Consider the following 13,013-nt stretch of genomic DNA (forward strand, 5'->3'; position numbering starts at 1 on the left):
CTGCCGGTTCCTCAAACGATCGTTATCCGCGTGAGTCTCCGCCCCATGAATACTGAATATCGCAAAGCCCTGGCCGGTACCCAGCTGGACTACTTCGACACCCGCGCGGCCGTCGAAGCCATCCAGCCGGGTGCCTACGACAAGCTGCCGTACACCTCCCGTGTGCTGGCCGAGCAGCTGGTACGCCGCTGCGATCCGACCATGCTGACCGACTCGCTGAAGCAGATCATCGAGCGCAAGCGTGACCTGGATTTCCCGTGGTACCCGGCCCGCGTGGTCTGCCACGATATCCTCGGTCAGACCGCACTGGTCGACCTGGCCGGCCTGCGCGATGCGATTGCCGAGCAGGGCGGTGACCCGGCCAAGGTCAACCCGGTGGTGCCGACCCAGCTGATCGTCGACCACTCGCTGGCCGTGGAAGCCCCGGGCTTCGACCCGGAGGCGTTCGCCAAGAACCGCGCCATCGAGGATCGTCGCAACGAGGACCGTTTCCACTTCATCGAGTGGACCAAGACCGCGTTCAAGAACGTCGACGTGATCCCGGCCGGCAACGGCATCATGCACCAGATCAACCTGGAGAAGATGTCGCCGGTGATCCAGGCCCGCGAAGGCGTCGCCTTCCCGGATACCTGCGTCGGCACCGACAGCCACACCCCGCACGTCGACGCCCTCGGCGTGATCGCCATCGGCGTCGGTGGCCTGGAAGCGGAAACCGTGATGCTCGGCCGCGCCTCGATGATGCGCCTGCCCGACATCGTCGGCGTCAAGCTGAGCGGCAAGCATCAGCCCGGCATCACCTGCACCGACATCGTGCTGGCGCTGACCGAGTTCCTGCGCAAGGAGCGCGTGGTCGGTGCCTACGTCGAGTTCTTCGGCGAGGGTGCGGCCAGCCTGTCGATCGGCGACCGCGCGACCATCTCCAACATGTGCCCGGAATACGGCGCCACCGCGGCGATGTTCTACATCGACCAGCAGACCATCGACTACCTCAAGCTGACCGGTCGCGAGCCGGAGCAGGTAGCCCTGGTCGAGAACTACGCCAAGACCACCGGCCTGTGGGCCGATGCGCTGGTTGGCGCCGACTACGAGCGCGTGCTGGAATTCGACCTGTCCACCGTGGTGCGCAACATGGCTGGCCCGTCCAACCCGCACCGTCGCCTGCCGACCTCGGCCCTGCACGAGCGTGGCATTGCCGACGAAGCCAAGCTGGAAGCTGCCCGTGCCGAAGAGGCCGAAGGCCTGCTGCCGGATGGCGCGGTGATCATCGCCGCCATCACCAGCTGCACCAACACCTCCAACCCGCGCAACGTGGTCGCCGCCGGTCTGCTGGCCAAGAAGGCCAACGAGCTGGGCCTTGTGCGCAAGCCGTGGGTGAAGACCTCCTTCGCCCCGGGCTCCAAGGTCGCCAAGCTGTACCTGGAAGACGCCGGCCTGCTGCCGGAACTGGAAAAGCTCGGCTTCGGCATCGTCGGCTACGCCTGCACCACCTGCAACGGCATGTCCGGCGCCCTGGACCCGCAGATCCAGCAGGAAATCATCGACCGCGACCTGTACTCCACCGCCGTACTGTCCGGCAACCGCAACTTCGACGGCCGTATCCACCCGTACGCCAAGCAGGCCTTCCTCGCTTCGCCGCCGCTGGTGGTCGCCTATGCCATCGCCGGTACCGTGCGCTTCGACATCGAGAAGGACGTGCTGGGCACCGACCGGAGCGGCAACCCGATCACCCTGAAGGATCTGTGGCCGAGCGACGAGGAAATCGACGCCATCGTCGCCGCCTCGGTGAAGCCGGAGCAGTTCAAGCAGGTCTACATCCCGATGTTCGACCTGGGCGCCGTGGAAGAGGCCAAGAGCCCGCTGTACGACTGGCGTCCGATGTCCACCTACATCCGCCGTCCGCCGTACTGGGAAGGCGCGCTGGCCGGTGAGCGCAGCCTCAAGGGCATGCGTCCGCTGGCCGTGCTGCCGGACAACATCACCACCGACCACCTGTCGCCGTCCAACGCCATCCTGCTCGACAGCGCCGCTGGCGAGTACCTGGCCAAGATGGGCCTGCCGGAGGAGGACTTCAACTCCTACGCCACCCACCGCGGCGACCACCTGACCGCCCAGCGCGCCACCTTCGCCAACCCGCAGCTGGTCAACGAGATGGCCGTGGTCGACGGCAAGGTGAAGAAGGGCTCGCTGGCGCGCATCGAGCCGGAAGGCCAGGTCGTGCGCATGTGGGAAGCCATCGAAACCTACATGGAGCGCAAGCAGCCGCTGATCATCATCGCCGGTGCCGACTACGGTCAGGGCTCCTCGCGTGACTGGGCCGCCAAGGGCGTGCGTCTGGCCGGGGTCGAGGCCATCGTCGCTGAAGGCTTCGAGCGCATCCACCGCACCAACCTGGTCGGCATGGGCGTGCTGCCGCTGGAGTTCAAACCGGGTGTCAACCGCCTGACCCTGAACATCGACGGCACCGAAACCTTCGACGTGAAGGGCGACATCTCGCCGCGCTGCGACCTGACCCTGGTCATCCAGCGCAAGAACGGCGAAAGCGTCGAAGTGCCGGTCACCTGCCGTCTGGACACCGCCGAAGAGGTCTCGGTCTACGCGGCCGGCGGCGTACTGCAGCGCTTCGCCAAGGACTTCCTCGGCCAGGCCTGACCCCGCGGCTGCCCGCCGCCCTGTGCCGTAGGGCAGGGCGGCGGGCAGTCCCGCGCATTTTCTTTCCTGTGCTGCCGTACGGCAGCACGGTTTCATGAGGACAAGACTCCCATGGCTCATCTACCCCAGATCAAGGTTCCGGCCACCTATATCCGTGGCGGCACCAGCAAGGGTGTGTTCTTCCGTCTGCAGGACCTGCCGCAAGCCTGCCAGGTGCCGGGCGCGGCGCGTGACCAGCTGCTGCTGCGCGTGATCGGCAGCCCCGATCCGTACGGCCAGCAGATCGACGGCATGGGTGGTGCGACTTCCAGTACCTCCAAGACCGTGATCGTCGCCAAGAGCGAGCAGCCTGATCACGATGTCGACTACCTGTTCGGTCAGGTGGCGATCAACAAGGCGTTCGTCGACTGGTCCGGCAACTGCGGCAACCTGACCGCTGCGGTCGGCGCCTTCGCCATCGCTGGCGGTCTGGTCGATGCCGCGCGCATTCCGCACAACGGCATCTGCACCGTGCGCATCTGGCAGAAGAACATCGGCAAGACCATCATCGCCCACGTACCGATCACCAACGGTGAGGTGCAGGAAACCGGCGATTTCGAGCTGGATGGTGTGACCTTCCCGGCCGCAGAGGTGGTGATCGAGTTCATGGACCCGGCCGACGGCGAAGGCTCGATGTTCCCCACCGGCAATGTGGTGGACGAGCTGGAAGTGCCGGGCGTCGGCACCTTCAAGGCCACTCTGATCAACTCCGGCATTCCGACCATCTTCGTCAATGCCGCCGATATCGGCTACACCGGTACCGAGCTGCAGAAGGACATCAACAGCGATGCCGAGGCGCTGGCGCGCTTCGAGACCATGCGTGCCTACGGCGCGGTGAAGATGGGCCTGATCGCGGATATTTCCGAAGCGGTCGTCCGTCAGCACACGCCGAAGATCGCCTTCGTGGTGCCGGCCACCGACTACGTGTCCTCCAGCGGCAAGACCGTGGCGGCCAGCGACATCGACGTCTGCGTGCGCGCCCTGTCGATGGGCAAGCTGCATCACGCCATGATGGGCACCGCCTCGGTGGCCATCGCCACGGCGGCGGCGGTGCCGGGCACCCTGGTCAACCTGGCGGCCGGTGGCGGCCAGCGCGAAGCGGTGACCTTCGGCCATCCGTCTGGCACCCTGCGGGTCGGTGCGGCGGCTGAGATCGTCAACGGTGAGTGGACGGTAACCAAGGCGGTGATGAGCCGCAGCGCCCGCGTGCTGATGGAAGGCTGGGTACGTGTGCCGGGCGATACCTTCTGAGGTGTGCTACTGCTGAATCCTGAGTTGCCTCTGGTTCCCCGGACGCCCTCCCAGCGAAACGCTCGTTGCCAGGATGCGTACGGGGTTATCAGCCAGGGGGCTGATTTTTCTCCGCCCCCGCCGAAGGAGGACGCACCAAGATGTCTGCCACCTTTGATCTGAACATTCGCCCCGACTACGACCAGGTCCTGCAGGACATTGCCGACTACGTACTGAGCTATCGGATCGAGTCTGCCGAGGCGCTGGACACTGCCCGTAACTGCCTGATGGATACTCTCGGCTGCGGTCTGCTGGCCTTGCGCTTTCCCGAGTGCAGCAAGCACCTCGGCCCGCTCGTCGAGGGCACCGTTGTGCCCAATGGCGCGCGCGTGCCGGGCACGAGTTTCCGTCTCGATCCGGTCAAAGCGGCCTGGGACATCGGCGCCAGCGTGCGCTGGCTGGACTACAACGACACCTGGCTGGCGGCCGAGTGGGGCCATCCGTCCGACAATCTCGGCGGCATCCTTGCCGTGGCCGACCATCTTGCGCAGCAGTGCGTGTCCCGGGGCGAGGCCCCGCTGACCATGCGCACCGTGCTGGAAGCGATGATCATGGCCCACGAGATCCAGGGTGTGATTGCGCTGGAAAACTCCTTCAACCGTGTCGGCCTCGACCACGTGCTGCTGGTCAAGGTGGCTTCCACCGCCGTCTGCGCCAAGCTGATGGGCGCCAACCGCGAGCAGCTGCTGTCCGCCCTGTCGCACGCCTTCGTCGACGGCCAGGCACTGCGTACCTACCGTCACGCGCCGAATGCCGGCTCGCGCAAGTCCTGGGCTGCCGGCGATGCCTCCAGTCGAGGCGTACGCCTGGCCGACATCGCCATTCGTGGCGAGATGGGTATCCCGGGCGTGCTGACCGCGCCGCAGTGGGGTTTCTACGATGTGCTGTTCAGCCACACCAACAAGGATCTGGCCCTCAAGCCGGCAGGCAAGCGCCAGTTCAGCTTCCCGCAGGGCTTCGGCACCTACGTGATGGAGAACGTGCTGTTCAAAATCAGCTTTCCGGCCGAATTCCATGCGCAGACCGCCTGTGAAGCGGCGGTCAGGCTGCACCCGCAGGTCAAGGATCGCTTGCACGACATCGACCGGATCGTCATCACCACCCACGAGTCGGCGATCCGCATCATCTCCAAGGTTGGCCCGCTGGCCAACCCGGCCGATCGCGACCACTGCATCCAGTACATGACTGCCGTGCCGCTGGCTTTCGGCAATCTGGTCGCCGAGCACTACGAGGATGACTTCCACGCCGCCCATCCGCTCATCGACGAGCTGCGCGACAAGATGGTGATCGTCGAGGACGAGCACTACACCCGCGAGTACCTGGAGGCCGACAAGCGCTCCATCGCCAACGCCGTGCAGGTATTCTTCAAGGATGGTTCGAGCACCGAGCAGGTGGCGGTCGAGTACCCGATAGGCCATCGTCGCCGCCGCCTAGAGGGCATCCCGCTGCTGGAGGAGAAGTTCAAGGCCAACCTGGCGACCCGCTTCCCGGCGCAGCGCTGCGCCCGGATCTTCGCGCTGTGCAAGGACCAGGCTGCCCTCGAGGCCACTGCGGTCAACCGCTTCATGGATCTGTGGGTGATCTGATGGGCAAGACAAAAACAGACCCGGAGTTTTCCGGGTCCCTTGTGAGGGGGCGTGCGAACGGGGCTGTTACTTGAGACGCCGCTCGACACCCTTTTCCACCAGGATCTTGGCGGCGATCTCTTCCACGGAGAAGTGCGTGGAGTTGATGAAGGGGATGTTCTCGCGGCGGAACAGGTTTTCCACCTCGCGCACCTCGAACTCGCACTGGGCGTAGCTGGCGTAGCGGCTGTTGGGCTTGCGCTCGTTGCGGATCGCCGCCAGGCGGTCAGGATCGATGGTCAGGCCGAACAGCTTGCTCTTGTGTTCCTTGAGCGCGGCAGACAGTTGCAGGCGCTCCATGTCGTCTTCGGTCAGCGGGTAGTTGGCGGCACGGATGCCGTACTGCAGGGCCATGTACAGGCAGGTCGGGGTCTTGCCGCAGCGCGACACGCCGACCAGGATCAGGTCGGCCTTGCCGTAGTAGTGGGTGCGCGCGCCGTCGTCGTTGTCGAGGGCGAAGTGCACCGAGTCGATGCGCTCCATGTAGTTGGGGTTGTGGGCGATCGAGTGCGACTTGCCCACGGTGTAGGAGGAGTGCGAGGCCAGTTCCTGTTCCAGTGGCGACAGGAAGGTCGAGAAGATGTCGACCATGAAGCCGTTGCAGTGCGAGAGCACCTCGCGAATGTCGCGGTTGACGATGGTGTCGAAGATGATCGGCCGCACCCCGTCTGCCTCGGCAGCTGCATTGATTTGTTGTACCATGGCCTGCGCTTTTTCCGCCGTATCGATGTATGGTCGGGTCAGTTTGTGGAAGTTGATGTTTTCAAACTGCGCCAGCAGACTCTGGCCAAGCGTCTCGGCGGTGATACCGGTGCCGTCGGAAATGAAGAAAGCGGTGCGTTTCATGGGCGCCCTGGTCTAGAAGATGGGAATCATTCCCGACAATTATGGAGTGGCTGTGTTTGGCCCTCCGCCGTCTTGACGGCATTTTTACTTATTTTCCCGGGCCCGGCCACAAGCACGGGTTCGAATGAAAAGCGGTTTCTGCACACACCTTAGGGGAGAAGTCACCTTGGCAGAGTACGTAGTTTCCCTCGATAAGCTCGGCAACCATGACGTCGAGCACGTAGGGGGCAAGAATGCCTCCCTGGGCGAGATGATCAGCAACCTCGCCGGCGCGGGTGTTTCCGTACCCGGCGGTTTCGCCACTACGGCCCAGGCCTACCGTGACTTCCTCGATCAGAGCGGCCTGAACGACCGTATCCATGCCGCGCTCGACGCGCTGGACGTGGACGACGTCAACGCCCTGGCCAAGACCGGCGCGCAGATCCGTCAGTGGGTGATGGACGCCGAGTTCCCGGCCCAACTGGATGCCGACATCCGCAAGGCCTTCGCCGAGATGTCCGCCGGCAACCCGAACATGGCCGTGGCCGTGCGCTCCTCCGCCACCGCCGAAGACCTGCCGGACGCTTCCTTCGCCGGCCAGCAGGAAACCTTCCTCAACATCCGCGGCGTCGACAACGTGATCCGCGCGGCCAAGGAAGTGTTCGCCTCCCTGTTCAACGACCGTGCCATCGCCTACCGCGTGCACCAGGGCTTCGACCACAAGCTGGTCGCCCTGTCCGCCGGCGTGCAGCGCATGGTGCGTTCGGAAACCGGTACCGCCGGGGTGATGTTCACCCTGGATACCGAGTCCGGTTTCCGTGACGTGGTGTTCATCACCGGTGCCTACGGTCTCGGCGAGACCGTGGTGCAGGGCGCGGTGAACCCCGACGAATTCTATGTGCACAAGCCGACCCTCGAAGCCGGCCGTCCCGCCATCCTGCGCCGCAACCTGGGCAGCAAGGCGATCAAGATGGTCTACGGCGACGAGGCCAAGGCCGGCAAGTCGGTCAAGGTGGTCGACGTCGATCGCGCCGATCGCGCCCGTTTCTCGCTGAGCGATGCCGAAGTCACCGAACTGGCCAAGCAGGCGCTGATCATCGAGAAGCACTACGGTCGTCCGATGGACATCGAGTGGGCGAAGGATGGCGACGACGGTCAGCTGTACGTGGTCCAGGCCCGTCCGGAAACCGTGAAGAGCCGCTCCAACGTCAATGTCATGGAGCGCTACCTGCTCAAGGAAAAGGGCAAGGTACTGGTCGAAGGCCGTGCCATCGGCCAGCGCATCGGCGCCGGTCCGGTCAAGGTGATCCACGACATCGCCGAGATGGACAAGGTGCAGCCGGGCGACGTGCTGGTTTCCGACATGACCGACCCGGATTGGGAACCGATCATGAAGCGCGCCAGCGCCATCGTCACCAACCGTGGCGGGCGTACCTGCCACGCGGCGATCATCGCCCGCGAGCTGGGCATTCCGGCAGTGGTCGGCTGCGGCAACGCCACCAGCGTGCTCAAGGACGGCCAGCAGGTCACCGTGTCCTGCGCCGAAGGCGACACCGGCCTGATCTACGAAGGTGCGCTGGGCTTCGACATCCGCCAGAACTCGGTGGACGCCATGCCCGATCTGCCGTTCAAGATCATGATGAACGTCGGCAACCCGGACCGTGCCTTCGACTTCGCCCAGCTGCCCAACGAGGGCGTCGGCCTGGCCCGTCTGGAATTCATCATCAACCGCATGATCGGCGTGCACCCCAAGGCGCTGCTCAACTTCGCCAGCCTGCCGGCGGAGATCAAGGACAGCGTCGAGAAGCGCATCGCCGGCTACGACGACCCGGTCGGCTTCTACGTCGAGAAGCTGGTCGAGGGCATCAGTACCCTGGCCGCGGCCTTCTGGCCGAAGAAGGTCATCGTGCGCATGTCGGACTTCAAGTCCAACGAATACGCCAACCTGATCGGTGGCAAGCTGTACGAGCCGGAAGAAGAGAACCCGATGCTCGGCTTCCGTGGCGCCTCGCGCTACATCAGCGAGTCGTTCCGTGACTGCTTCGAGCTCGAGTGCCGGGCGATGAAGAAGGTCCGCAACGAGATGGGCCTGACCAACGTCGAGATCATGATCCCGTTCGTGCGCACCCTGGGCGAGGCCTCGCAGGTCATCGACCTGCTCGCCAGCCACGGCCTCAAGCGCGGCGAAAACGGCCTGCGCGTGATCATGATGTGCGAGCTGCCGTCCAACGCGCTGCTGGCCGAGGAATTCCTCGAGTTCTTCGACGGCTTCTCGATCGGCTCCAACGACCTGACCCAGCTGACCCTGGGTCTGGATCGCGACTCCGGGATCATCGCCCACCTGTTCGACGAGCGGAATCCGGCGGTCAAGAAGCTGCTGTCCAGCGCCATCCAGGCCTGCCGCAAGGCCGACAAGTACATCGGCATCTGCGGTCAGGGCCCGTCCGACCATCCGGATCTGGCCCGCTGGCTGATGGAGCAGGGCATCGACAGTGTGTCGCTGAACCCGGACTCGGTGCTCGATACCTGGTTCTTCCTGGCGGAAGGCCAGGCCTGACAGTCGTTCTGAGCAGGTAACAAGAGGGCGGGGCAATCCCGCCCTTTTTTGTGTGTAATAGAAAAAAGAACAGCATGCAGAGCAGCAGCAAACTCTTTCCCGTCGCCCTGATCAGCGCCGAGTTGCGCGGCGACCTGACCGAAGACGTCTATCTCCTCAAGCCCAACAACAGTCCCGACCCGTCGGTCGAGCTGGCCCTGACTCGTCTGGGTCGGGCCGGGCATGACGGTGCGCGCGGTGTGCCGGTGGTGCTGCTGCATGGCAGCTTCGCCAACCGGCGCGTCTGGTACACCACGGGTGGGCAGGGTCTGGGTGCCTGGCTGGCGCGCGCGGGTTTCGACGTCTGGCTGGCGGAAATGCGCGGTCATGGCCTGTCGCCGCGCAATCGGCTGTACCGCGACAACCGGGTGGCCGACTATGCGCGCTACGATCTGCCGGCGATTGCCGCTTTCGTCGGCGAGCAGTGTGCCGCTCCGGCGCACTGGCTGGGACACGCGCAGGGCGGGCTGGTCTTGGCGGCGGCGCTGGGTGGCGGGTACCTGGCAGCGGCGCAGCTGGCCTCGCTGACCCTGTGCGGCAGCCAGATCAGTCGCTTGCACGGGGTGCTCGAGCTGCCACCACTGATCTGGGCGGCGCGCCTGCTGCTGCGCCGGCGCGAGCAGGTGGTTGCCGGCTGGGTGGGTCCGGGGGAGGGCTACGAGGAGGAGCCGGCGGGGATGGTGCGCGAAAACCTGCGCTGGTTCGGCCGCTTCGGCGAGGGGCGCCAGGACTGGGCGGCGGGCCTGGTCGAGGTGACGATTCCGGTGTTGGCGCTGGCCGGTGCGGCGGACCGCAGCGCTCCGCCCGCGGCCTGCCGTCAGTTGCTCGAGCGCTTTGGCTCGCCGCTGCGCGAGTATCTCTGCCTGGGGCGCGCTGAAGGCTTTGCCGAGGATTATGGGCGGGCCGCCATGCTGCTGGGAGGCAACGCCCACAACGAGGTCTGGCCGCTGCTGGAGTACTGGTTGCGCCATCAGCGGCTGCCGGAGCGGCGTTGAACAGGCCATCCCATACGTTTGCCTAGTTTCCACTCCGTGCAGATCTGGCTAGGATCGACAGGACGATGGCCTGCTCGCTGTGGCCGGGAGCGCCGCGTCACGGCATGGCCTGCCAGCGGGTGAGTGGTCGTGCCATCAATGCTGTCCGTTCGCCGCTGCTGCGGCTGTCGCCGGACTACGGCGACCGCATCAGCGTCGATCTCTAACGCAAGGAACCTGACATGCAATACGTGACCCCCGATCTGTGCGATGCCTACCCCTATGTCGACGTTGTCGAGCCGATGTTCAGCAACTTCGGCGGCCGCGACTCCTTCGGTGGCCAGATCGTCACCATCAAGTGCTTCGAGGACAACTCGCTGGTCAAGGACCAGGTCGAGCTGGATGGTCGTGGCAAGGTGCTGGTGGTCGATGGTGGCGGCTCGCTGCGGCGTGCCCTGCTCGGCGACATGCTGGCCGAGAAGGCGGCGAAGAACGGCTGGGAAGGCATTGTGGTGTACGGCTGCGTCCGTGACGTGGACGTGCTCGCGCAGACCGATCTCGGCGTGCAGGCCCTGGCCGCCCATCCGATGAAGACCGAAAAGCGCGGTATCGGCGACCTCAACGTCGAAGTCACCTTCGCTGGCGTGACCTTCACGCCGGGCCACTACATCTATGCCGACAACAACGGCATCATCGTTGCCCACGAAGAGCTGAAGATGCCCGAGTAACCGGGTGCGGTCTCCTTCGGCCTGCAGTGCGCGTGCCGGAGGGCGCCGGTGCGGCTGGAGAGGCCATGCAGTCTTACGAGGGAAGCAACGAGCGCGGGCTGGTCTACGGTTTCGTGCTGGACGGCGAGGGTGGTGCGCGCAGGATCCAGCGCAACGAGCTGGAGGTGCTCGACCTGCGTCCGCAGGAAAGCCTCTGGCTGCACTGGGACCGCAGCGTGCCGCAGGCGCAGCAGTGGTTGCGCGAATCCAGCGGTTTGAACGAGTTCGCCTGCGATCTGCTGCTGGAGGAGGCGACCCGGCCGCGACTGGTGCCGCTGGGTCGGGAGCGCCTGTTGCTTTTTCTGCGCGGGGTCAACCTCAACCCCGGTGCTGCGCCGGAAGACATGGTGGCGCTGCGGATCTATGCCGATGCCCGCCAGGTCATTTCCCTGCGCATGCGCCCGGTCAAGGCGGCGGGGGCCTTGTGCGACGCCTTCGAGAGCGGCGAAGGGCCGAAGACGGTCTCGGAAGTGATGCTGTTTCTCGCCGAGGCGCTGACCGATGGCGTGGATCTGCTGGTCGCAGGTGTTGCCGAGCAGATCGACGATCTCGAGGATGCCCTCGAGCAGAATGAAAAGAAGATGCCCGACCGCCAGTTGCTGCTGACCCTGCGTCGGCAGGCGGCGAGTCTGCGTCGCTACCTGGCCCCGCAACGGGAGATCTATGCGCAACTGGTGCGCACCCCGCTGCCCTGGTTCGTCACCGATGACACCGACTACTGGAACGAGCTGCACAATCGGCTGACCCGTCACCTCGAGGAACTCGATCTGGTGCGCGAGCGGGTAAGCCTGCTGCAGGAGGCCGAGCATCGGCGGGTCACCGAGCGGATGAATCGCACCATGTACATGCTCGGCATCGTCACCGGCTTCTTCATGCCGATGAGCTTCGTGACCGGCTTGCTTGGCATCAATGTCGGCGGTATTCCAGGCTCCGAGCATCCGTATGGCTTCGTGGTCGCCTGTGTATTGATCGGCGGTATGGCGGCGTTCCAGTGGTGGTTGTTTCGCCGGTTGCGCTGGCTCTGATGTGACCCGCTCAGTGGCCGTGGCGTCTTGAACTGACACACCGCAAGAGGTCGACACATGCACGATCCCTTCGAAGAATCCCTGCGTGATCTGCTCAGGGGCGCCCCGGCCGAGTCGGCTGACAGCGCCCGACTGGATCGCGTGCTCAAGGCCGCCAATCGTCAGACCGGCGCCGGCGATCTGTTCGCTCTGCTGGGGCACTGGTTCGAGGCGCTGATGATCGGCCTCGATAGCGGCACCGCACGCAAGGTGCCGGCCACCCGTCGACTGCATCCCGCTGCGCAGCAAGCGCATAAGGCTGAATGAAACATGGAATTCGATATCTGGACGCAAAGCCTGCTGAGCGCCATGAGCACCCTGTGGAGCAAGCTGGCCGGTTTCATCCCCAATCTGCTGGGCGCGCTGGTGGTGGCGCTGCTCGGTTTCATCGTCGCCAAGCTGCTCGATGCGCTGTTCTCCAAGCTGCTGGCCAAGATCGGCCTGGACCGGCTGATGGCGGGGGCGGGGCTGACCAAGCTGCTCGAGCGGGGTGGAGTTCGTGCGCCCGTGTCCACGTTGGTCGGCAAGATCATCTACTGGTTCGTGCTGCTGGTGTTCCTGGTGTCGGCCGCCGAGTCGCTTGGTCTGCAGCGGGTTTCGGCGACGCTCGACCTGTTCGCGCTCTATCTGCCCAAGGTGTTTGGCGCTGCGCTGGTCCTGTTGGCCGGCGTGCTGCTGGCGCAACTGGCTGGCCGGCTGGTGCGCGGCGCGGCGGATGGGGTCGGGCTCGAGTACGGCAGCAGCCTCGGGCGGATCGCTCAGGGGCTGGTGATCATCATCAGTATCTCAGTGGCCATCGGCCAGCTGGAGGTGAAGACCGACCTGCTGAATATCGTGATTGCCATCGTGCTGGCCTCGGTCGGACTGGCGCTGGCGCTGGCGCTGGGCCTGGGCAGTCGCGAGGTGGTCGGGCAGATCATTGCCGGCATCTACCTGCGCGAGCTGTACGAAGTCGGCCAGCAGATTCGTGTTGGCGATGTTGAGGGGGTGATCGAAGAGATCGGTACAGTCAAGACCATCTTGCTGACCGACGACGGTAAGCTGGTTACGCTGTGTAATCGCCTGCTGCTGACGCGACGGGTTGTCAGTCGCTGAGGCGGGGCTTTTCCCCTCCATTTCTGCTAGATTAAGCGGTCATCCCGGCACCTGCGCCAGGCGCAGGTTGTCCTTATCCGATCCGCAGC

11 protein-coding genes are annotated in these 13,013 nt (G+C 65.0%); 10 read left to right on the forward strand and 1 reads right to left on the reverse strand.

Annotation, left to right across the window (positions count from 1 at the left end; genetic code table 11):
- Window positions 1-45 precede the first annotated feature (45 nt).
- The 3 genes from acnD to prpD all read left to right on the forward strand — a co-directional run bounded on the left by acnD (window position 46) and on the right by prpD (window position 5,564).
- On the forward strand, window positions 46-2,649 hold the full coding sequence (gene acnD, locus BMZ19_RS09620) for a Fe/S-dependent 2-methylisocitrate dehydratase AcnD (protein ID WP_090310306.1): 2,604 nt from the start codon (window positions 46-48) through the stop codon (window positions 2,647-2,649).
- Between the two features lie 111 nt (window positions 2,650-2,760).
- Window positions 2,761-3,939 (forward strand): 2-methylaconitate cis-trans isomerase PrpF, encoded by a 1,179-nt coding sequence (prpF, locus tag BMZ19_RS09625; protein ID WP_090310308.1) that lies wholly within the window; start codon window positions 2,761-2,763, stop codon window positions 3,937-3,939.
- Window positions 3,940-4,079: 140 nt separating this feature from the next.
- Window positions 4,080-5,564, forward strand: coding sequence for a 2-methylcitrate dehydratase (prpD, locus tag BMZ19_RS09630; RefSeq protein WP_090310310.1), 1,485 nt, complete (start codon window positions 4,080-4,082; stop codon window positions 5,562-5,564).
- 66 nt (window positions 5,565-5,630) lie between these two features.
- On the opposite strand, the gene ppsR is transcribed toward prpD, so the two are convergent.
- Entirely contained in the window at window positions 5,631-6,449 is an 819-nt protein-coding gene (gene ppsR, locus BMZ19_RS09635) for a posphoenolpyruvate synthetase regulatory kinase/phosphorylase PpsR (protein ID WP_090310313.1), read from the reverse strand.
- A gap of 166 nt (window positions 6,450-6,615) precedes the next feature.
- On the opposite strand from ppsR, the gene ppsA reads away from it, so the two are divergent.
- The 7 genes from ppsA to BMZ19_RS09665 all read left to right on the forward strand — a co-directional run bounded on the left by ppsA (window position 6,616) and on the right by BMZ19_RS09665 (window position 12,924).
- Entirely contained in the window at window positions 6,616-8,985 is a 2,370-nt protein-coding gene (ppsA, locus tag BMZ19_RS09640) for a phosphoenolpyruvate synthase (RefSeq protein ID WP_090310315.1), read from the forward strand.
- Window positions 8,986-9,059: 74 nt separating this feature from the next.
- Window positions 9,060-10,019 (forward strand): alpha/beta fold hydrolase, encoded by a 960-nt coding sequence (locus BMZ19_RS09645; RefSeq protein WP_090310317.1) that lies wholly within the window; start codon window positions 9,060-9,062, stop codon window positions 10,017-10,019.
- A 65-nt stretch (window positions 10,020-10,084) separates the two neighbouring features.
- Window positions 10,085-10,225, forward strand: coding sequence for a hypothetical protein (locus tag BMZ19_RS22365; protein ID WP_170847735.1), 141 nt, complete (start codon window positions 10,085-10,087; stop codon window positions 10,223-10,225).
- A gap of 15 nt (window positions 10,226-10,240) precedes the next feature.
- The gene (rraA, locus tag BMZ19_RS09650) at window positions 10,241-10,726 is read left to right on the forward strand and encodes a ribonuclease E activity regulator RraA (protein WP_090310319.1); all 486 of its coding nucleotides are present in this window, start codon (window positions 10,241-10,243) and stop codon (window positions 10,724-10,726) included.
- Window positions 10,727-10,791: 65 nt separating this feature from the next.
- Window positions 10,792-11,790 (forward strand): zinc transporter ZntB, encoded by a 999-nt coding sequence (locus tag BMZ19_RS09655; protein WP_090310321.1) that lies wholly within the window; start codon window positions 10,792-10,794, stop codon window positions 11,788-11,790.
- Window positions 11,791-11,847: 57 nt separating this feature from the next.
- Window positions 11,848-12,096, forward strand: a complete 249-nt coding sequence (locus BMZ19_RS09660; RefSeq protein ID WP_090310323.1) for a CrfX protein — start codon at window positions 11,848-11,850, stop codon at window positions 12,094-12,096.
- Window positions 12,097-12,099: 3 nt separating this feature from the next.
- On the forward strand, window positions 12,100-12,924 hold the full coding sequence (locus BMZ19_RS09665; protein ID WP_090310325.1) for a mechanosensitive ion channel family protein: 825 nt from the start codon (window positions 12,100-12,102) through the stop codon (window positions 12,922-12,924).
- The last annotated feature ends 89 nt before the right edge of the window (window positions 12,925-13,013 follow it).

It is taken from the genome of Pseudomonas linyingensis (genome assembly GCF_900109175.1).
GTDB classification, from domain to species: domain Bacteria; phylum Pseudomonadota; class Gammaproteobacteria; order Pseudomonadales; family Pseudomonadaceae; genus Geopseudomonas; species Geopseudomonas linyingensis.